The organism is Kitasatospora sp. NPDC056327 (assembly GCF_042261735.1).
Taxonomy (GTDB): domain Bacteria; phylum Actinomycetota; class Actinomycetes; order Streptomycetales; family Streptomycetaceae; genus Kitasatospora.
In genome coordinates, this window is the sequence record NZ_JBHJRC010000001.1 from 25,308 (window position 1) to 46,174 (window position 20,867).

Below are 20,867 nucleotides of genomic sequence, written 5' to 3' on the forward strand. Positions count from 1 at the left end.
GCATCGGAGGACAGCGTTCATGGACATCATCGGCTCGGGCTGGGCCCACCCCGCAGTGATCTCGCCGACCGGCCAGGTGGTCCTGACGGGCGGTCCCACCGACATCGAGGAGGCCATCCGCATCATCCTCGGCACCGTGCAGGGCGAGCGGCGGATGCGGCCGGAGTTCGGCTGCGGGGTGCACGAGCTGGTCTTCGACCCCCTCGACGCCGGCACCGCGACCCGCGCCGAGATGGAGGTGCGGCAGGCCCTCGACCGCTGGGAGCCCCGGATCGAGGTGACCGACATCGTGTTCGGACTCGACCGCGAGGACCCCGGGGTGCTGTACCTCGACATCCGCTACCGGGTGGGTACCACCAACGAGCCGCGCAACCTCGTCTTCCCGTTCTACACGCTGCCGCCCGTACCGCCGGGGAGCTGACCAGTGACCCTTCCGACCCCGCCGCAGGCCGCCGTGCTGCCCGTACCCGATCTCGACGACCTTCGCTTCCAGCTGCTGGTCGACGCCGCCAAACGGTCGCTGCCAGGCCGTGCTCCGCGCTGGACCGATCACAACGTCTCCGACCCCGGCATCACGCTGATCGAGGCGTGCGCGGAACGCGTCGACCGGCTCGGCTACCGCGCGAACCGGCTTCCCGCACGCCAACGGACCGCGCTGATGCGGCTGATGGGCGTCGCCCCGGCCCCGGCATCACCGGCCCGGGTCACCCTCCGGTTCACCCTCGACGGGGTTCGGCAGGAGGTCGTGGAGATCCCCGCGGGCACCGCGGTCTCCAGCGTCGGACCGCAGCCGGTGGTGTATACCACTGTCGTCGGGGTTGCCATTGCGGCAGGGGAGCTCAGCGGCACGGCCGAAGCCTGGCACCTGGAGCAGGTCGTCCACGAGCCCGTGGGCGTCTCCACCGGCCACCCCGGCCAGCGCTTCGCGACGTCGCGGCGCCCGTGGCACGGCGTGACGGCCTCCTCCGAACCGGCCGTCGAGGTCCGGGTCTGTGTCGTCGGCCGGTGCGAGAACTGGCGCCAGGTGCCGACCTTCGCCAATACCGGCGAGGACGACAAGGACGTCCGGTGGGACGACACGGCCGGCGAGATGGAGTTCGGACCGGTGGTGCCGTACGCCGACCGGCCCCGCCGGCACGGCGCGATCCCGCAGAAAGGCGCGGTGGTCACCGCGACGTACGCCGCGGGCGGCGGACGGCGCGGCAACCTGCCGGTCGGGACGGAGCTGGAGACGCTCACCAGCCCCGCGACGCTGTCCGTGACCATCGACGCCGTCCTGCGCGCGGGAGGTGACGAGGAGTCCTGGCAGGAGGCGCTGGACCGCACGTACCTCGGCCTGGTGCCGCTGCACCGGGCTGTCACCACGCACGACTACGAGCGGGTGCTGGGTGAGCAGGTACGCGGACTCGCCCGCGTGAGGGTCACGGCACTCTGCCGCCGCCCGGACCCCGACGTGCCGACCGCGCTGAGCGTGCCCGCCCGGCCGGCGAACGTCGACGCGGCCTGCGTCGACTGGGACGAGCACGAACGGTGGGTCGGTTACTGGGCGGGGGAGTCCTGCCTGCGGATCCCGTTCGACGAACAGCCGTACCGCTTCGCAACCGTGCGCTCCCGCGCCCCGGAGCCGTGTCCGGCGGACGACAGCTCCCCGTTCGGCGCCGCCCCCGACGCGGTCTTCCGCTTCCGGGCCGGTGCCGACAGCGCCCGGCTCTGGTTCAAGGGCGAGTCCTGCCAATGGGACGGCGCCGACGCGCGCCCGATCACCGAGGAGTTCCCCGGGCTGGACGCCTTCTTCACCGCCGACCTCGACGGATTCTGCGCGACCGCGAACGCCGACGGCTCGTGGGAGGTGTTCTTCGTCAAGGACGACCGGTACTGCCACCGCGCCTACCGCTTCGACCCCGGGGCCAGGAAGCTCACCCCGGTGGACGGGCGGCCGGCCGTCGTGTCCACCCTGGCCGCGGGCTTCCCCGGCCTGCCCTACCAAGTGCGGCGGTCGCCGGACACGGTCGCCGTGACACCCGACGGCACCTTCTACTTCCTCAAGGGCGCCGACACCTGCCCGGCGATCTGGCGCAGCGAGGACGCGGGCCTGGCCGTCCATCTGGTGCCGGAACCGGCCGGAAGCCCCGAGGAGGAGTTCACCCCGGGCGACCCGGAGGCGGTCAAGGAGGAGGCCGCCGGCTGTGTGGAGCGGCTGCGACTGCTCGGCGAGCGCCTGCGGCTCCGCGAGGCCGAGTACGTCCCGTTCGGGATCGAGGTCGAGGTGCAGCCGTGGGCCGACACCGCGAGCACCGTCACGGCCGCCGTAACCCGCCGTCTGCACCACTGGTTCCACCCCACGGCGGGCGGGCGCTCGGGACAGGGCTGGCCCTGGGGGCAGGCCGTCTACGCGGGCGAGGTCGGCATCGCCCTGGAGCAGCTGCCGGAGGTGCGGCGCACCTTCGGCATCGACCTGACCGGGGGCGACGGGACGAGGACGCAACGGGTCCCCGTACCGGACAACGCCCTGGTGCGCCTGGAGAAGGTCACGGTCTCCGTCGTCAACCCCGAGGACTGAGCGATGACATGGGACGACACCGACGTCCTCGTCGGCACCCCGGAAGCGCCGGAGCCGGCCGCCGCCTCTCCGATCGGCCGTGACCTGCCCTCGATCTACGCGCACGACCCGGTCGTGCAGGCGTTCGCCGACGGCATCAGAGCCTTGACCGGCCCTGCGGAGCATGCCCTGGACGAGCTTGCCGATGTGTTCGACCCGTGGCAGGCCCCGGCGGCCTTCCTCGACTGGCTGGCCCGCATCACCGGTGCGCGGGTCGAATCCGGCTGGTCGGAACGGCAACGGCGGGCCGCGATCGACCTTGCCCCGTGGCTGAACGCGCGCCGGGGCACCGCGGAGGCCCTGAAGACGGAGGCCCTGCTGATTCACGGCTGGTCGCTCGTCCTCGCGGACCCCGGCGGGGTGCACGACGACGGGAGCCCCTGGCAGGGCGGCCGGACCCTGCTCGTGCGACTCACCGTCCCGAGCGACACCGACATCGCCACCACGACCCAGCAACTGGAGCGGCTGGTGCAGGCGCACTGCCCGGCGCACCTGCCGCACCGGGTCGAGGTCAACGCACCGAACGCCCCAACCACCACCCGGCCACCCGCCGACGGACGGACACCACGCCGATGACCCTGCCCACCCCCGCACTGGACGGACGCGACCGCGACGGCATGATGCTCGACGCGGTCACCGCCGTGCGCACCAAGGCGCCTGAGTGGAGCGGAAGTTCGCCCGGCGATGCCGGCAGCGCCCTCCTGGAGGCGTGCACCGACATGGCGCTGGCCCTGGCCGACCGCGTCAACCGCGCCCCCGACCAGCACCGCCTGGCGATGCTGCGGCTGCTCGGCGCACACCCCGACCAGGCCTCCCCGGCCGGCGCGTACGTGGTGTTCCAGCTCACCGCCCCCACCGCGGAGGAGGTGCGGATCCCGGCCGGGATCGAGGTGGCCACCCAGGCGCCGGAGGGTGAGCCGGTGGTCTTCAGCACGGTGGCGGACGTGCTGCTGCGACCGGTCGACCTGCTCCTGGCCGGCTGGTTCGAAGGGTGGCAGGAACAGGGCACGTTCACGGGAACGATGGCCGCCCTCCCCACCGGCGGCACCTCCTTCACCGGCGGCCGGCCGGAGCCTTCGGCCCGACTGGCGGGCCCGTGGGGCAGCGGCACGGCGTACGTCGAGCCGTGGCCCGAGGCGGCCCGCCTAGCGCCCGACGGCCCGCCCTACCTCCCGGCCTGCTTCCCCGGCGCCGGTGGGACGCAGGGACTCCCGCGCTGGCGGCGCGACGCCGGACAACCCGGCGTGCCGACCGAGCGGTACCCGCTCGTGGTGCTGGCGGCGCCCGCCCCCGGTGCCTGGCTGACGTTCGGCGTGACCGTCCCGAAGCCGACCGGGCGCGACGCCGGCCATGAGGGCACCGCGCCGGGAGAGGTCCATTGGGAGGTGTGGCAGGGCACGCACTGGATCGAGTGCCAGGTGCTCGGCGACGGCACCGCAGGGCTGACCCGCGACGGGCGCGTCACCGTGGCGCTGCCCCTCACCCAGGCCGAGACCGCCGTTGTGCTGTCGTCGCCGCCGGAACGATCCGGGCACTCCGAGGAGTTCTCCGGCGTCGGCCTGCTGCGGGTGCGGAGCGCGGCGCCGAAGCCCGGGCCCCTCGCCTCCCTGGTACTCAACCCGATCATGTCGGTCCTGGTGCCCGTCATCCAGGCCCAGCTGGTGCAGGACGAACTGCTCGGCACCGCCCGCGGGCGCTCTGGGGAGCGATTCCGGTTCGCCCACCCGCCCGTGATCCGGGCAGGCAGCCTGGCCGTCGACGCCGTCCACCCCGACGGAACCACCGAACGGTGGAACCACGTCGACTCCCTGGCCGGATCCGGCCCGGACGACCGGCACTTCGCGCTCGACGCCCGCACCGGGGAAGCGGTCTTCGCGGCCCAGGGCCAGGACACCGTTGGGCCACGCAGGTTCGGCGCGCTGCTCCCGCCGGGCGCCCGCCTGCGCGTCCCGCACTACTTCACCGGCGGGGGCGGCGACGGCAACGTCCCGGCCGGGGCGATCACCGTCATGCACACGCCTCTCCCGTACGTCGCCGGTGTCGTCAACCTGGCGCCCGCGACCGGCGGCAGGGCCGTCGAGAGCATGACGGCGTACGCACGGCGGGCGCCGCTCGGCAGCACCGTGCCCGAGCGGGCCGTTGTGCCGGGCGACTACGAGCGGATCGCGCTGGGCTCGGCGGCAGGCATGGCGCGGGCGCACCACCTGCCGAGGGACCCCGGAGACGTCCTCGACCCGGCCCACAACTACACGCAGTGGGAGCCGACCGAAGTCAAGGTGGTGTTCACGGTGGCGGCGGGAACCGACGAGGTGTCGGCGGGATCCCAGGTGAGAACCGCGGACTCCCCGCCCGTCGTCTTCACCACCACCGACACCGCGCGGCGCGCGAGCCCCGCGACCACCACGGTGACCCCGCTGCGCCTCAAGGACCGGCCGTCCGACCCGCAGGACATGTTCGAGCGGCGCACCCCGAACACCGCAGGGGTCCTGACGGGCTCGGACACCGTCGGCGGTGACGTCGACCACGACATCGGCCTGGTCCTCGCAGCGGTAGCCGTCCCGGTCGGCACCCGCGCCACCAGCCTCACCCTGTGGGTCCGGCGCGATCCCGCGTTCCCCGGAGCACGGCTCCCGCTCTCGGTGTACTGCGCGGACACCGAGCGCCTCTGGTGGGACATCGAGAACTGCTTCTACACCGGCGCCGCAGCGGAGAAGGCCACGCTGGGAGGGGAGGCCGTCGACGCCCACGCAGTGCGGCTGTCCGACGCGGCCGCGTGGCGCGACGTGCTGGACACTACTGGGGAGCCGCCGTCTGTCGCACCGCCGGAGCTGGTCCTGCAGATCCAGGACCCGGAGCGGCAGGACGACACCAGGTACACCGTCTTCGTGGACACCGGGCAGACCGGGGAGGTACCGGCCGAGCAGTCCGTGGCGGGATCCGTCACGGACACCCGGACGTCCACCGGCGCGCCCGGGCAGTCGTACATCCTCCTCGACGCGCCGGTGCGCGGGGACCGGCTCCCCCAGGTGGCGGTGGACGGGGAGCCCTGGACGACCGTCAAGGACTTCCGGAACTCCGGACCGAACGACAAGCACACGGTCGTCAACGCGAGTACTGGCCGGGTGCACTTCGGTCCGGAGGTCCCCTACAGCGACCCCCGCCAACACGGCATGATCCCGCCCCAGGGAGCGACGATCTCGGTACAGGGCTCCTACACCGTCACCCGCGGCAGGATCGACGTGCCGACGGGAACTGTCACCCGTCTCGTGCCGCCGGCCTCGGCGGGTGCCGTCGCCGTGTACAACCGCGGGCCGGCGACCGGTGGGCAGTCCGGCTACACCGACGTGTCCGGCGGCACCACCCAGCTCGGGGTGCGCCTGCTGGTCGTGCCCGCGATCACCCCCGACGCCCGCGGGTGGTTCCCCTACCCGCTGCTGACCCCGTCGCAGGAGGCCGTGGACGCGTTGCTCGCGGCCCTGGCCGCGCGGATGCCCCCGGACGTGCCGGTGTGGGTCGAGCCACCGCGCTACCTGGGCGTGCACGTCACGGCCGACATCGTGCCGCAGGCCCCGCTCACCGGCGCGGAGCGCGAGGCACTGCGGGTGGCCGCCGAACGCGCCCTGTACCGCTGCTTCAGCCCGGTCGACGGCGGACCGCAGGGAACCGGCTGGCCACTGGGGCGCGCCGTGCGGCTCGGCGAGGCGTACCGGGTGCTGGTCGACCTCCCCGGCGTCGAGCGGGTACCCGAAGTACGCCTGCGCCCAGCGGATCCCCGGACCGGCGACATCGGAGCACCGGTGGACACCCTCGTGTGCGACGCCGACCAGTGCGTCTACTCGGTCGGACACGATGTGCGGGTCACCGGCCCGGGCGAATGGCGGAAGGCGGGCGGAGCATGAACTTCCCGTACATGCTGGTGGCCAACCGGGGCGCCGACTCGGTGTCCTTCATCGACCTGAGAGAGCCCGGCGAGCTGAAGAGGGTCGGGGACGACATTCCGGTCGGGATCGGTCCACGGGCCGTGGTCCTGAGCCCCGCCCACGTGGGATACGTGGTCAACGAGGGACGGGACGGCACGGTGCCGGGCACGGTGTCCGTGATCGACGCCCGTGACCCGCAGGCCGTCAAGCGGGGGCCCGACGTCACCGTCGGCCTGCTGCCCCGGGCGGTGGCGCTGAGCGCCGGGGCGGACTACGCGTACGTGGTGAACCGGGGAGCGGACTCGGTGTCCCTGCTCGACATCGCGAGCGATCCGCTGCAACCGACGAAGGTGGGTGCGGACCTCCCCGTGGGTGCGCAGCCGTCAGCGATCGCCGTCGACGCAGTGACCGGCCGGGCGTTCGTGCCGAACTGGGGCGCCCGGACGGTGACCATCCTCCCGCGCACGGGCGACGGCACCGGCGCCACGGTCACAATCGACGTCGGCGACCGCCCGAGGGCGGTCGCGGTGCACCCGAGCGCCGGGGCGGCGTACATCGCCAACTGGGGCTCCGGGACGGTGTCCGTAGTCCGCGCCGCGCAGCAGGCGGGGCCGTCGGTGGCGACCGTTACCGTCGGCAGCCGGCCGAGAGCCCTGGCGGTGAACCCGGGCGGCGACCTCCTCTACGTCGCGAACTACGGAGCCGGCACCGTCACCGCCGTCCGGCTGTCCCCCGACACCGGGCTGCCCGCAGGCGGTGCCCGAACCATTACCGTCGGCCGCCGTCCCGCCGCGGTCGCCTTTGCCCCCGACGGGTCGTTCGCCTACACCGTCAACCACACCGCAGGCAGCCTCAGCGTCATCGACACGGCAACCCGGACGGCCCGTCAGTTCCTGTTGGGCACCGCCCCGATCGCCGTGTCGTTCAAAGCCGACGGCAGTTACGCATGGGTCACCGACCACGCGGCCGGCGCACTGATCGCCGTCTACTGCGGCGGACCCAGAGTGGTGAACCGCAAGCCGGTGGACAAGGCGCCGGTGTCGCTGGCGGTCGCCCCGGGCGGCGAGCGCCTGCTGGTCACCGACGACGAGAAGGACAAGGTCACGCCCGTCACGCTGTCCGACGACCTCACCGTCGGCACGCCGTTGGACCTCGGCGGCGGGGCCGCGCCGAGGGCGGTCACGTACGCGCCGGACGGGACCCGGGCCTACATCACCGCTGCAGGCACCGACGACGTCCGTGTGCTCGATCCCGGCGCGACGAAGCAGCAGGAGGCGATCCCGCTCGGTGTCGGCGCCGCACCCCGGGGTATCGCGGCCACCCCGGACGGGCGGTACGTCTGCACCGCCGACTCGGGCCGGGACACGCTCTCGGTGATCGGGGCCGGCGCGGAGAAGATCGGACAGCTGACGGACAGAGAGTTCCGGATGCCTGTCGGACTGGCCGCCGCGCCGCTCGACGGCCGCAGCGTCCTGTACGTCACCAACTTCGTGTCGAGCGAAGAGGCCGACGGCACAGTGTCGGTCCTCGAACTGGATGCAGCGGGCAGCTCCGTCCAGCGCAGCTGGCTGATCAGCAAGGAGGACGGCCACTTCGACCGGCCGCACGGAATCGCCGTGACCGCGGACCGCTCGACCCTGTACGTGGCCAACTACAACAGCGGCGAGGTCTCCGTCCTCGACGGTACGACCGGACGATGGCAGAGGTCGTTCACGCAGGAACTCGACTTCCCCTACGGCACCTGGCTGGCGGAGGACAGGAAGCTGCTCTACGTCGCGAACTCCGGCAACAAATCGGTGACGGTGTTCAACACCGACACCGGTGCACCACATGTCATCCAGGACTCGTCCCACGGTCTCGCCCAGCCGAGGGGCGTGGTCGTCCACGACGGCGTCCTCTACGTCGCCAACGCCGCGAACCAGGCCATCTCCGTCCTCGTCCTGAAGCCAAACGGCTACGAGGTGGCCTCGGTCGAGGACGCCATCAGGCCGGTGGACGCGAAGGGCCTCACCGGCCTGTCGATGTCCAAGGACGGCCGGGTCCTGTTCGCCACCGACCAGGAGGCACAGGCGGTCTTCGTCCTCACCCTCAAGGACAACCGCCTCCAGAAGCAGGAGACCATCACCCAGCAGACCGGCGGGTTCGACGCCCCCCACGAGGCGCTGCGCTCCTCGGACGGCCGACTGCTGTACGTCGTCAACGCCGGCCTCGCGAGCCACAGCCCATCCGTGTCCGTGCTGCGCGACCGCGTGTACCCGGTACGGCTCCGCGCCGACACCGGCCCGTGGGACGTGGCCTGCACGTCGGACAGCGCGTACGCCGTCGTCACCGGGCACGGCAACGACACCGTGACCGTGGTCGATCCGGCCGCCCGGAAGGCGGAGGCCCCGCTCACCCTGCCGCCCGGATCCGCCCCCACCGGCGTCGCCTGCTCGCCACAGGGCGTCCACGCGTACGTCGTCGGCCAGGGGACGGACGACGTCACCGTGCTGCGCCGCGACCCGAGCCCGGCGGAGAGCGGCGACCGGACGGACCCACTGCCCGGCCCGGTCCGGGGACTGGCCGTCGACCCGCGCGGGGGCCGGGTGTACCTGACCGGTGACTCACAGGTGTACGCGGCGCCGCCGATGGCCGGCGGGGCGCCGACGGCCACGCTGGAGTGCGAGGGGAGCCGGCTGGGCGGTGCCGCGGCCCACCCCGCCGAGCCGCGCATCTACGTGGCGGACCGGAGCCTGCCGGGGATCCGGGTGATCGGGATCGACGATCCGGACCACCCGAGCGAGACCCCGATCCCCGTCCCCGGCACCGTCCCGGCCGGACTCGCGGTGCACCCCTCCGGTGAGCTGCTGTACCTGTGCGACCAGACCCCGGACTCCGGCGGCGTACGGGTTCTGGACCTCGCGGCCGAGGACGCTCCGCGCCTGCTGCGCGGAGCCGGGGCCGTCGGACTGCCCGCAGCGACCGCCGTGGCGGTCCACCCGTCCGCCCGGTACGCCTACGTCGCCTGCCAGGACCCCGCCCGGATCGGCGTCGTCGCCCTCGGCCGGGCCGGACGCGGACTCACCCGGCTGCCGGGCCACGACCTCGCCGTGCCGGGACCGATCGGTGCCCTGGCCGTCCACCGGTCCGGCGGCTACGCCTACGCGACCGTCGCCGCGCCGTCCGGCGGGGTCCTGGTGCTCGACCTCGTGGACCCCGCACGGCCAAGGCTCGCCGGACAGCGCGAGTGCGCCAGCGCCGCCGCCGTCGCCTTCGCGCCCGACGGCGACACCGCCCACCTCGCGTACGGCACCCGGCTCACGACACTGACCCTCGGCCCGCCCGTCCTGGACGGCACCCCCATCGGGCTCGATCCGGGAGCCGAGCCGAGGGAGGTCGCCGTGTCGCCGGACGGGACGCAGGTCTACGTCACCGGGCACGGCAACGACACCCTCTACGTGATCGACGCTGCCACGCGCACCGTCCGGTACCGGATGACCAACACGAAGGGTCCGGTCGATGTCGTCGCCGACCCGGCCGGGGTGAAGATCTACCTCACCGACTCCGGGCGCGCCCCGACATCGGTCGCCGCAGACGCCCCGACGTCGGTTGTCGTCGTCGACACGACCTCGCACGTCAAGGAGAAGACCGCCGACACCGGCATCGACCCCCGGGCCGCGTACGGCCCGGACGTTGAGAGGAACTGATCGTCGCCATGATCCACAAGGTCGACCCCGTGCAGGGGCGGGTGACCGGCAAACCCGTGGTGAAGTCGGACGACACCATCCGGGTGGAGACGACGGCGGGACCGGCGAAGCTGTTCGGCATGCCGGGTGGTGTCGACCTGGCGGCGGTGCCGGTCCCGGGCACCGGAGGCTTCCTCATCGGCGGGGCGACGGTGACCGTGCCGGACGACATCGCCGCTCTCAAGGTGCCCGCGCAGTACCAGCGGCCGCCGAGCACCACTGCCGGCGACGGAGTCGTCTCGTTCGCCCTGGCCGACTCCCAGCTGGCCGGGCGCGCCCGCACCGGCAGGGCCGCTCCGATGCCGGTCGTCGTGCACGCGGGGATACTGACCGTCACCTTCACGGTGGGGAGACCGGCGACCGACAGCCAGGAGAACCCCGTCGACACGGTCGGGACGGCGTACACCGGCACTGCGAGCTTCGCCCCCCGGCAGCCCACCACCGTCTTCGCCGACTGATCGGGCCGGACGAGTCACCGCCGGCCGGCCCGTCGTTCAGTGGCAGGACCACGGGCCGGACCTGCGGACGGGGCTACGCGGCTGACGTCGTGGACGTCTACTGGGTGAAGTTCACGTCGATGACCTGGTAGAAGGCGTGCCCGGTGTCGGCGACCTCCCACACGCCGAGGATCACGTGGTAGCCGGAGCGCTTCGGCAGACGGATCGTGTGCGGCTTGGTGAGCGCGGGATCCGTGGCGGCATCCGGCATCTCCCAGTAGGGGATGTCGCCGTGCGGCTTGTACGTCGCGAAGGGCTTGGATTCGAACTGGGCGCGGCTCAGCGGCGCCTTCGGGTTCCAGCTCTCCTTGGTCACGAAGTAGTTGTAGCGGCGTGTCCGGTGCTTCATCGAGTAGTTCCACTGGAACGGGGTATCGGCCCCCGACTTCAGGTCGACCGTCGGCCAGTCGCGCACCTCGTCGAGCTTCACTGCCGCCGGCTCGCTCCCGCCGCTGGCGATCTTGCCGTCCGGCGGCACCGGCTTGGGCCCATTGGGAGGATCCGACGGGGCGTCCGGGTCGTGCAGCCCGAGTTGGGTCGCCGGGAAGAACTTGCCCGCTTCCAGCCCGTTGGCGGGCCAGCCGCCGTTGAACTCGATGTCCGCCCGGGACCGCGGATGCATCAGCCACCCGTGCCGGTGACCGCCACCAGGGTGATGTTTGACTGCCATGTCTCCACTCCGTTCGCCGTCGATGCGCTGGGCAACGGTGATGTTCGCCCGGAAGGCCGAGAGCGCGATTTCGGACACCAGCCGCTCGGCGGCCTCGTCCGTATCGGAACGCGAGGTCATGGCCATCATACTCTGTGTACGGATGATATTGGCGGAGGGTTACCTCTAGAGGTCGTCGCGCCTGTGCTGCACTGCCATTGGACGGCCCTCCAGCCACTTCCGCGGTGCTCTCCGCCCCCTCGATGCCGCCCACAACAGGCTCGCCCCGGGATGGCGGGCGGCGCTCAGGAGGGTGAAGGGGCGTCTGCGGCGTGACGGAGGCGGCCGGCGATGTTGCGATGTTCGTGCTGTCGCTGTGTGTTGGTCCGCAAGTTGCGCAGGGCGGCCATGTTCCCCGGTCCGTGGCCGGTGCGCCGGGTCGACCCGTCCGGGGCCGTCCGGTCGGCATGACGCATGCGCCGACCGTCATTCATTCGGCCGGAAATAATCATCTCGGCCGTGGAGGTCCTGATTTCCCGTATCGAAGAACAGTCATTGCAGGTGCCCAAGTCGGCAAGATGCGTCAATTCACTCGCATGGCCAGCGAGATTGCTGCCGCCCCATCGGCATGCGATGGTGAGCGAAAGATCAACCAGGAGGTGAGACCGATGAACACTCGTAAGCAGGTCGTTGCCTGTGCTCTTTCGCTCATTATCGGGGCCGGCGTGCTGGCCTTTGCTTCCCCGGCGGCTTCGGCTGATGAGACCAACTGCAAGGCCATCAAAATCACTGGCGAGAGGGAGGGTGGCTACAGTGAGTGTGCCACATATGAGTCACTCAAGAAGCAGCGCGTAAAAATCGTCTGCCGGAATATCTCCGACCCCGACTACCTCCGTTATGGTGAATGGGAATGGATGAAGCCCGGTGTGAGGTCCTATGCCTACTGTGAACCGGGGGATGAAGTCGTCGCCGTTGGGGTTGATACTGCCTGACGACCTCGTGCATGGTTAACCGTGGCCTGTGGACGTCCGAGTCGTTGGGTCACCCGTGGTGGGACTGAAATACGCGCATTGATCGTCTCGGAGCGTCGTATCACTGAGCCTTTTTCAAGGCGGGCACCGATCGAGTGACGGCCTGGCGGTCGGTGCGTGGGAAGAACGAACGAGGCTCCCGGGCGGTTGAGCGAGATACCTCACATCTCAATCAACCAGCCAGGGAGCCTCGTTGGTCACCTGTCCTGCCGCACTGGACCTGCCGCACGCGCTCGTCGAGTGGGTGACCATGCTGATCGTCACCCGGGAGGGTGACCGGGGTCTCCCCCTGAGTGGTCGACGCGCTGATACTGGATCTGCTTGATCCGGAGGAAGCGAGAACACCGCCGATGGCGATGAAGGACCACTCGGACGAGTTCAAGGCCGATGCCGTGGCCCTGTACAAGTCCACGCCCCGGGGCGACCTGTAAGGGCATCGCCGCCCACATGCGCACCGAACTCGTCGCCGACGCCCTGCGGATGGCAGCCGCCACCCGCGGCGAACTGCGTGGCGCGGTCTTCCACTCCGATCACGGAGCCCAGTGCACATCTCGTGAATTCGCCGACATGTGCAGCGAGTTGGGTGTCACGCAGCCCATGGGCGTTGTCGGCACCTCCGCCGACAACGCCGCCTGCGAGAGCTTCCGCGCCACCCTCGAACGCGAAGTCCTGCGCGGGGCCCGCCACTACCCGGGTGCGGAATCCTGCCGCCGCACCGTCTTTCGGTGGCTCGTCCGCTGCACCACGCGCCGCAGGCACGTGGTGCGCGGTGCATTGATGGGCGGCTGGACGCCCTGGTTCTCCGGCGAGAAGCGGTGGCACCGAGCGAGGTGGCCTCATCGCGCCGTTTCATCTTCCGTCATCGTTGGAGGAGTTGGTCGAAGTCGTAGACCGCGGTCACGGGAGCGTGGTCGCTCCACCGTTCGGCGTGGGTGGCGGCGCGTTCGACGCGGGCCTCGACGGCCTTGTCGGCGAGGGCGGGGGTCGCGACCTGGAGGTCGATCCGCCAGCGGAACGACACCTTTTCGAAAAAGGTCCACCCGTTCGAGTGCAGCCTGTTCGAGGGTGCTCGCTGGCCTGGGCGGTAGGGGACTTCCTGTGAGCATCATGACGGCTTTGGTGCCGGTCCGGGCAGTGGTGGGTTCGCGTGTGTCGGACACACACGGGGACGAGGGCAAGGTGTCGCACCTGGTGCAGGCGGAGTCGGCGACGCGGCACGCGGTCTCGAAGGAGTGGGAGATCGTCGGGTCGTTCGAGGACCTGGACGTCTCTGCCCAGATCACGCCGTGGAAGCGCCCCGATCTGGGACCGTGGCTGACCGAGCGACAGGGCGAGTGGGATGCGATGGTGTGGGCGAAGGTCGACCGGGCATTCCGGTCAGCCAAGGACTGCGCGGACGTGGCGCACTGGGCGGAGGAGAACCACAAGGTTCTGGTCTTCACCGACGACGGCATCACCCTCGACTACCGGGAGGGCCGCGAGTCGTCGTTCGGGAACGAGCTGGCCAAGACCTTCCTGATGCTGGCGTCGATCTTCGCGGAGATGGAGCTCAAGCGGATCAAGGCCCGCGTCACGGCCGCGCACAAGCACTTGCGGAAGACGGACCGGTGGGCCGGCGGGCAGCCGCCGTACGGGTACCGCATCGTGGACCGTCCCGGCGGCGGCCGCACACTCGAACCGGACCCGGTCACCTCCGAGGCCGTCCGCTACATGGGCAAGCTCCTCCTGGAGGGGCAGAGTCAGTGGATGATCGCCACGGCCCTGGAGGCCGCCGGCTTCGACACGCCGTCGACCCACGCGTACAAGAACCAAGGCGAGTCGTACTCGAGCAAGCGAAAGACGCCGCCGTCGAACCGCTGGAACCCGACCAGCGTGGGGAAGATCCTGCGCTCGCCGGCGACGATGGGCCTGAAGCTGACCGGCCGCTCCGTCAAGACACGCAAGATCGCCCGTGACGCCAAGGGTCTGCCGATCCGGATGGCCAAGCCTCTGTTCACGGAGGAGGAGTGGGCGGCGATCCAGGCGGCGATGGACGAGCGATCGGTCACGAAGGAGCGCTCGAACGGTGCCTCGCCGTGGTTGGGGGTGCCGCACTGCGACCGCTGCGGTGACCGGCTGTACCGGCAGGTGAACCTCGCCAAGAACGGCAAGGTCTACGAGTACTACCGGTGCGCAAAGACGGCGGGCAAGCCAGCCTGCAAGGGCCAGTCGGTCAAGGGCGATCGCGTTACCGCCGCGATCACCGCCCTGGCGAATCGGCTGGCCGGGCTGGCGATGACGGTACGCAGGTTCACCCCCGGCGAGGACCACACCGAACAGCTCAACCACGTCACCCAGGCCATGAAGGACCTCCGTGAGGAGAAACGCCGCAACCTCTTCGACTACCCCGGCGGCGACAACGAGTACGCCGAAGCCCTCGAAGTCCTCGTCGACGAACGCCGACGCCTCGCCGCCCTCCCGCAACGCCCCTCCGCCTGGGTCGAGGTCGAGACCGGCCAGACCTTCGCCGACGCCTGGAACAAAGCCGACCAAGAGCACCGCCGCCAACTCCTTCTCGGCCTCAAAGCCCGCCTCTACATGACACCCACCACCAGCGGCTGGTACCTGCCCGCCGAACTCGAAGCACGAGTACCTAATCTGGAACAGGTCAGTTCCGCGACCTTCACAACGAGGCCAGCGCTGGCCAAGCACGAACAGACGCTGGAATAGCGGCCGGAACCGCTGGATTCTGAAGGCAGCGCGCCCAGAGAGCCTCTGATGGCTCGGCCAGGGGCGCGACCGTCAGCCGAAGCCGCCAAGGCCAGGGTGAAGCGGCTTCCTCCTGTCGCCAGGATCCGGCCTGTTGATCACGGGTAGGCGGAGGGGCATGGAGGGATGATCGCTCGGACACACGGGCCATAGAGTGGTCCCTCACCGTGGTGTGACAGCGGAGTGAAGGGTGGGCGAGCGGGTGGACCGGCAGCATGTGCTCGGTGTGCACGGGATCTGGCAGGGCAGGACATCGCGGCGTGAGCTTACGAAGGACTGGACGGAGGCCCTCGAACGCGGCGTTGGCGGCCTGCGCGGCACGGCCGATGCCCGAGGCAGTGTGCCGTCTGTGCCCGCGGTGGAGGTTCCCCACTGGACGGCCCTGCTGGCCAAGTCGACGGGCAGTCTGAGCGGCGACGACCTGCTGCCCACCGACCTCACCCCGTTCACCGCGGATGAGGAGGCGTTCGTTGCCCAGGCCCTCGACGACCTGCTGAGCAGCGAGGAGCGCGCTTACGCGGCCCGGACGGATCCGACAACCCTGGGGCTGCCCAAGTTGTGGCCGGCCAGCGTGACCCGCCTCGCGATGGCCTACGACCGCCGCAAGCCCGGCGGGGCAGTCGCAAAGCTCATCGGCGCGCTACGTGAGGTCCACCTGTACCTGACCCGGTCGGATCTCGCTGCCCAGGTGCGCGCGCACGTGAGCGAGGCAGCGAGCGAGCGCACCAGCGTCCTCATCGGCCATTCCCTGGGCAGCGTGATCGGCTATGACTTGATCCGGCGAGCGGAGCTCGCCACGCCGGGCGGGACAGGAACTGCCTTGCACACCTTCGTGACCTGCGGCTCACCTCTGGCGATTCCCGCCGTGCGGCGCGGCCTCGCGGTGCCCGACGGGGAGGCGATGGTGCTGCCGCCACACATCCGGTGGGTGAACGTCTTCGACCCTGGGGACATCATCACCGGCGGTGCTGGCTTGGCCGCAGAGGCGGCCACTGTCATCGACGTTCAGGTCGACAACGGCCGCATCGACCCGCACGCCGCGACCCGATACTTGCGCACCGTGCCCGTGGTCCGGGCCGCCACCGGCACGTGGACATGACGGACGGCCAGGCCCCCGCCACCTTCCGGCGCCGCCTCGTCGTGATCGCCGTCAGCGAGTACGACGAGGGCACAAAGACGGCCCAGACGAGGTTCCAGGCCGGGATCGGCGCACAAGTCGCGGTCGTCGAGAACTGGTGGGGCGGCACTGCCCTGGACGACGGACGCCGTTTCACCCCCTCACATCCGCCCAAGCCTCTGCGGAGCGTCCACGACTTGAGGGCGTTCCTCATCGACGAGGACCTCGTCAGTGCCCACGAGGACGAGGCCCTCGTCATCTACATCACCGGCCACGGCCTGGCGCCCCAAGGGTCACAACACTTCCTGCGCCTGACGGACACCCGACTGGAACGTCCGCTCTCCACGGCCTTCCCGACCGCCGAACTCGTCACGGCCGCACTCGACTCTCGAGCCGAGCACGTGCTGGTTATGGTCGACTCCTGCTTCTCCGGCCGCCTCAGGGCGGAACTGGAGGGCTGCCTCAAGGCACTCCACCCGGGCCGGAAGGCCTTGCACACCCTGGTCGTCCTGGCAGCGGGAAATGACGAGAGCACGCCTCGTCTGCGGGCCTTCACGTCGGCCCTGGCCGCCGTTCATGCCCATTGCACCAACGAGGCCAGTGGCTATGCCCGCTCACACCTCAGCTGGGAGGAGTTCCACACCGTTCTGGATACAGTCTGGGACCCTGCCGAGATGGCCGACGTCCACGTCCTGTGGCCGCCGTCCAGCGTTGGCCGCCGCCTTGCCGCGAGCGAACCGAGCCCCTGCCTGCCCAATCCCGGACACACCGACGCCACCCTGCTGGAAGACGCCCGTAGCCAGGTCGGGTGGACCAGAGCCGAGCTTGACGACTACTGGATCACCCGGGCCACCGGCCAGATGTCCGGCGACGCGGGCTGGTACTTCACCGGCCGCGCCACCCTCATTAGCGAGATGAACGACTTCCTCACCGGTGACAACGGCGCGCTCGTCGTCACCGGCCAGGCCGGCTCCGGTAAGAGCGCCCTCCTCGCCCGCCTGGTGACCCTCAGCGACCCCCGGTTCCGCGCGGACCCCGCCTACCGGCCCTACGTGGAAACAATCCCCGAGCACCTCCAAGTGGCCCCGAACGCCGTCGATGCTGCGGTTTTGGCCCGGAACACCGACCCGCAGGAACTGTCCGCCGCCATCTACAAGGCCCTCACCGGGCAATCCGCCCCCGCCGATCGCGACGCCACCGAGCACCTGCGCGCGTATGTTCGCACCGCGTCGTCGGCGAGGGGTCGGCCCTTCACCGTGGTCGTCGATGGCATCGACGAGGCACGCAACCCCCGCCGCATCATCACTGACGTCCTGCGATCACTGGCCGCCCCGCACCCCGACGGCTCGCGCGTCGTACGGCTAATCCTCGGCATCCGCAGTTCACCGCGTATGCCCCGGCCACACCAGGTAGCCGTCGAGGAGGGGAGACGCGGACTGCTCGAACTCCTGCAACAGACCACTGGCGCCCGAACCCTGCTGCGCACCGACGACGCCGCCGCCCGGGACGACATCGCCGCTTACGCCGAAGCACTGCTGCGCGCCACTCCCGCGACGGGTACCCGGTTGCTGTACCGCGATGACCACGCCGTCACCCGGACCGCCGCCGCCATCGCACAGGAGGTCGCCCCCTCTTTCCTGGACGCCCGCCTGGCGGCTCAGCAGCTGCACGCCGCCCTCTTCTTGCCTTCGCCGGACGACCGGGACTGGCGCAGTCGGCTCAGGGCAGGGACAGAGGAACTGTTGCGGCAGGACCTCGCGGACGTCGCCGAGCACACCCGAAGTCGGCCCGAGGACCTGCTGGCAGTCCTGCGCGCGACGGCATTCGCCCTCGGAGCCGGCCTCCCGTGGGCAACGGTCTGGCCCGCTGCCGTCCGCGGCCTCGAACCACGCTGCGAGGCGCCCGACACCTGCATCCGCGTGGTGCGCGACAGCCGCCTCACGGGCTACCTGACCACCGCCGTCGAAGACGGCCGAACCGTCTACCGGCCCGTCCACGAACGCGTCGCAGAGGTCCTGCGCACCGCTCCGCACACCTTGTTGTTGGCGCGGATCCCTCTCGCGCAAGCACTGCCCGGCCTCGAACACCTGACAGACGACCCCGCCCCCGACGGCACCCCGGCCCACCGGCGACTCACAGAGACGTTCACCAGCCTCCTGGCCGACCGCTCAGAGCAGCCGCCCCACCCCTACCTGCGCCGTCACCTGATCGGCCACGCAGCCGCCGGGGGCGTCCTCGACGACGAGCACATCCCCGCGTCGTTCCTGCCCTTCGAATCCCAGGGCCGGATCCGGGGCACGCTCGGACTGCCCGTCATTGCCGATCCCGCCACCCGGCGCCTCGCGGCCTGGTCCCGCATTGAGCCGTTCCTGGAGGACGCCCCGCCCGCCGCCCGGTCCGACAGCCTGGCGCTGGCTGAACGCGCCGATGCCGCCGGGCTTCCTACCGACCATTGCGCACCACCACGGCTGCCGGTGCTGGCGCCGCGGTGGAACCGTCTCCAGCTCCCTACCAACGTCCTCGCGGGCACAACCACCGGGATCTGGAAGCTGGTCGCCTTCCAGACGGCCGACGGGTCCGCCGTCATCGCGGCCGGCCACGCGGACGGCACCCTCACCATGTGGGACGCCCGGAGCGGGGTGCCCTTCGGTGCCCCGTTCACCGGTCTCGGCCGCCATGTCCGCGCAGCAGTTGTCCTGCCAGCGGGATGGTATCGAGCGGACCCATTGTTGGTGGTCGGCAGTGACACGGGACTGTGGCAGTGCGACCCGGACACCGGGCGCACCCGGCAGCTCATGGCCGATCGCATCCGTGCCCTCGCCTTGACGACCAGCGGCGGCCGGGGACCCCGGCTTGCTGTAGCCACACCGCGCTTCGTATTCAATGTGGACCCGTACACCGGGGACATGCTCAGGGCGCGGCCCCACGAAGTGGACGCACGTCCGTACAGCCGCCGACTGCTCACCGTGCACGCGCTGGAGGCGGTCACCGTCTCCCCGGAGCAGACGCTCCTGGCCATTGGGCAGGACGGGAGCCAGGTGCCGCTCTTGGATGGGGAGACGCTCGAACGCGTCGGCCACCTAGCCGCCCAAGGCATGGGCACCTCCGCCCTGCAGGCCTTCACCAATCGGGACGGCGAACCTCGTTTGGCGGTCGCCTCACGCTCAGGCAAGGGGGTAAGGATCTTCAACCCCCTCACCCGCCAGGTGCAGCGGCATGCTCCCATCCGCCAGTCGGTTGCCTCCATGGCTCTCTACGATGATCACTACCGCGAGCCGCTCCTGGCCATCGGCAGCGGGGTCGACGGGACAATCAACCTCTTCGACACGCACACCGGCGAGCTCGCCCACTCCCGGCCGACCGAGGACACTAAAGCGGTGCGCGGACTCGCCGTCCTGGACACGAATCGGGAACCGCTGCTCGTCTCCGGCTCCTTGGACGGCATCATCCGTCTCTGGAGTCCCGAGCGCGATGACACCACACATGGCCAGATCATCGATCCGTCTGCCGAGCACCTCGCTCTCCTCCCGCAACCGGCCGGTCCGGCCCGACTTATCAGCTCCGATCGGCACGGTGGGATCCGCGTGCATGCCTCCGGGACCGGTGTCCCCACGCGGCTGGTGCACGACGACACCGACGAGCCGCATGGAGAGATCGTCGCCCTGGCTTCCGCAGCTGATGCACCAGCCTTCGCCGTGGCCTACGCGGACGGGACACTGCTCGCGACGACAGGGGGCGGGGAGCGGCGGATTCTGTATGGGCCGGACGGGTACCGGAACAGTCCGCGCATCCGGCAGCTGGCTCTACTGCCCGCGCGGCCAGGCCGAGGCCTGATTGTCGTCGCTGGGTTTACCAACTCCCGCATTGAATTCCTCTCACTGAACAACGACGACCAGTGGAGTGGCGCGTGGCACACTGGCGGCCCTGTGCGGGCCCTGGCAGCGGCGCCGTCCGACACCGAGGAGCCGATCGTGGCCGCAGCCGCCAAGACGGTTCGACTGCTCCGCCCCGATGGCTCGACGGCCGCATCCATACCTGGACGCGTCGGTTCTGTGTACAGCCTGGCATTCCTCACAACAGGGCCGGAGCCCCTTCTCGCCACCGGTGGCGCCGATGGTGTCATCAGGCTCTGGGATCCCCGTGCGCCCCGGCACGAAGCTCTCCCGGCGCTCCTGGGACACCGAGGCAAGGTAAGTGCACTGACAGTCCTGCACCATCAGGACCGCCCCCAACCCTTCCTGGTCAGCGCTGGCACGGACGACACCACAATCCGAGTGTGGGACTGCCACGCCGGCGAGGAAGTCCTGCGGCTGGTCACAGGAGCCCCGGTCACCGCACTCGCCATTCAACCGCCCGACGCCACCGGGACGGATGGGAACCAGCCGACCATCGTCTTCGGCAGCCCGAAAGGCATCGCCGCGGCCGCCGTCCACCTGTGATCTGGCGTGCGGCGGGGACCCGTCGGCGGCAGCCGGACGGAGGCCGCCCGGCCGGGAGCGTGATAGGTGTCGCAGTCCGGTCGCCGCGCCGCAGTCCGTCTGTTGGTGCACATTGAACACACACTGGCGGAGCTTGTCGGCG

General features: G+C 70.8%; 13 protein-coding genes and 2 pseudogenes. 13 read left to right on the forward strand and 2 right to left on the reverse strand.

Annotated features, from left to right (window positions below):
* Window positions 1-19 precede the first annotated feature (19 nt).
* From ACFCX4_RS00110 to ACFCX4_RS00135, 6 genes are read left to right on the forward strand one after another with little or no spacing between them, the layout of a single operon-like run.
* Window positions 20-421 carry a GPW/gp25 family protein gene (locus ACFCX4_RS00110; RefSeq protein WP_376137477.1) on the forward strand — a complete coding sequence of 134 codons (402 nt, stop codon included), beginning with the start codon at window positions 20-22 and terminating at the stop codon, window positions 419-421.
* 3 nt (window positions 422-424) lie between these two features.
* Window positions 425-2,560: a hypothetical protein gene (locus ACFCX4_RS00115; RefSeq protein WP_376137479.1), complete on the forward strand. Its 2,136-nt coding sequence runs from the start codon at window positions 425-427 to the stop codon at window positions 2,558-2,560.
* A 3-nt stretch (window positions 2,561-2,563) separates the two neighbouring features.
* Window positions 2,564-3,175 carry a phage tail protein gene (locus ACFCX4_RS00120; protein WP_376137481.1) on the forward strand — a complete coding sequence of 204 codons (612 nt, stop codon included), beginning with the start codon at window positions 2,564-2,566 and terminating at the stop codon, window positions 3,173-3,175.
* Window positions 3,172-6,498 carry a baseplate J/gp47 family protein gene (locus ACFCX4_RS00125; protein ID WP_376137483.1) on the forward strand — a complete coding sequence of 1,109 codons (3,327 nt, stop codon included), beginning with the start codon at window positions 3,172-3,174 and terminating at the stop codon, window positions 6,496-6,498. Before ACFCX4_RS00120 ends, ACFCX4_RS00125 begins: the two co-directional genes overlap by 4 nt.
* A complete protein-coding gene (locus ACFCX4_RS00130; protein WP_376137485.1) occupies window positions 6,495-10,205 on the forward strand; it encodes a beta-propeller fold lactonase family protein in 3,711 nt (1,236 codons plus the stop codon). The genes ACFCX4_RS00125 and ACFCX4_RS00130 overlap by 4 nt, the downstream gene beginning before the upstream one ends.
* Window positions 10,206-10,213: 8 nt before the next feature.
* A complete protein-coding gene (locus ACFCX4_RS00135; protein ID WP_376137486.1) occupies window positions 10,214-10,702 on the forward strand; it encodes a hypothetical protein in 489 nt (162 codons plus the stop codon).
* 97 nt (window positions 10,703-10,799) lie between these two features.
* Here ACFCX4_RS00135 and ACFCX4_RS00140 read toward each other — a convergent pair whose 3' ends face one another.
* Window positions 10,800-11,531 (reverse strand): lytic polysaccharide monooxygenase auxiliary activity family 9 protein, encoded by a 732-nt coding sequence (locus tag ACFCX4_RS00140; protein WP_376137488.1) that lies wholly within the window; start codon window positions 11,529-11,531, stop codon window positions 10,800-10,802.
* Window positions 11,532-11,722: 191 nt separating this feature from the next.
* Here ACFCX4_RS00140 and ACFCX4_RS00145 point away from each other — a divergent pair, with 191 nt between their 5' ends.
* The 4 genes and pseudogenes from ACFCX4_RS00145 to ACFCX4_RS00160 form a co-directional block, all read left to right on the forward strand.
* The gene (locus tag ACFCX4_RS00145) at window positions 11,723-12,382 is read left to right on the forward strand and encodes a hypothetical protein (protein WP_376137490.1); all 660 of its coding nucleotides are present in this window, start codon (window positions 11,723-11,725) and stop codon (window positions 12,380-12,382) included.
* 232 nt (window positions 12,383-12,614) lie between these two features.
* Window positions 12,615-12,701, forward strand: a pseudogene (locus tag ACFCX4_RS00150) (IS5/IS1182 family transposase); the annotation flags it as partial.
* Window positions 12,702-12,714: 13 nt separating this feature from the next.
* Window positions 12,715-12,852 (forward strand): hypothetical protein, encoded by a 138-nt coding sequence (locus ACFCX4_RS00155; protein ID WP_376137604.1) that lies wholly within the window; start codon window positions 12,715-12,717, stop codon window positions 12,850-12,852.
* 4 nt (window positions 12,853-12,856) lie between these two features.
* A pseudogene (locus tag ACFCX4_RS00160) lies at window positions 12,857-13,180 on the forward strand (DDE-type integrase/transposase/recombinase); the annotation flags it as partial.
* 100 nt (window positions 13,181-13,280) lie between these two features.
* Here ACFCX4_RS00160 and ACFCX4_RS00165 read toward each other — a convergent pair.
* Window positions 13,281-13,442, reverse strand: a complete 162-nt coding sequence (locus ACFCX4_RS00165) for a hypothetical protein (protein WP_376137606.1) — start codon at window positions 13,440-13,442, stop codon at window positions 13,281-13,283.
* An 86-nt stretch (window positions 13,443-13,528) separates the two neighbouring features.
* On the opposite strand from ACFCX4_RS00165, the gene ACFCX4_RS00170 reads away from it, so the two are divergent.
* The 3 genes from ACFCX4_RS00170 (at window position 13,529) to ACFCX4_RS00180 (ending at window position 20,725) form a co-directional block, all read left to right on the forward strand.
* Window positions 13,529-15,130, forward strand: a complete 1,602-nt coding sequence (locus tag ACFCX4_RS00170) for a recombinase family protein (protein WP_376137598.1) — start codon at window positions 13,529-13,531, stop codon at window positions 15,128-15,130.
* Between the two features lie 229 nt (window positions 15,131-15,359).
* Window positions 15,360-16,268, forward strand: coding sequence for an endopeptidase (locus ACFCX4_RS00175; protein ID WP_376137492.1), 909 nt, complete (start codon window positions 15,360-15,362; stop codon window positions 16,266-16,268).
* Window positions 16,265-20,725 carry an AAA family ATPase gene (locus tag ACFCX4_RS00180; protein WP_376137600.1) on the forward strand — a complete coding sequence of 1,487 codons (4,461 nt, stop codon included), beginning with the start codon at window positions 16,265-16,267 and terminating at the stop codon, window positions 20,723-20,725. Before ACFCX4_RS00175 ends, ACFCX4_RS00180 begins: the two co-directional genes overlap by 4 nt.
* Window positions 20,726-20,867 lie beyond the last annotated feature (142 nt).

Bases quoted from the DNA above. Each gene is read 5' to 3' on its own strand.
- ACFCX4_RS00120 (WP_376137481.1), top strand. From the start codon at position 2,564: ATGACATGGGACGACACCGACGTCCTCGTCGGCACCCCGGAAGCGCCG.
- ACFCX4_RS00110 (WP_376137477.1), top strand. From the start codon at position 20: ATGGACATCATCGGCTCGGGCTGGGCCCACCCCGCAGTGATCTCGCCG.
- ACFCX4_RS00130 (WP_376137485.1), top strand. From the start codon at position 6,495: ATGAACTTCCCGTACATGCTGGTGGCCAACCGGGGCGCCGACTCGGTG.
- ACFCX4_RS00135 (WP_376137486.1), top strand. From the start codon at position 10,214: ATGATCCACAAGGTCGACCCCGTGCAGGGGCGGGTGACCGGCAAACCC.
- ACFCX4_RS00125 (WP_376137483.1), top strand. From the start codon at position 3,172: ATGACCCTGCCCACCCCCGCACTGGACGGACGCGACCGCGACGGCATG.
- ACFCX4_RS00180 (WP_376137600.1), top strand. From the start codon at position 16,265: ATGACGGACGGCCAGGCCCCCGCCACCTTCCGGCGCCGCCTCGTCGTG.
- ACFCX4_RS00140 (WP_376137488.1), bottom strand. From the start codon at position 11,531: ATGACCTCGCGTTCCGATACGGACGAGGCCGCCGAGCGGCTGGTGTCC.
- ACFCX4_RS00170 (WP_376137598.1), top strand. From the start codon at position 13,529: ATGACGGCTTTGGTGCCGGTCCGGGCAGTGGTGGGTTCGCGTGTGTCG.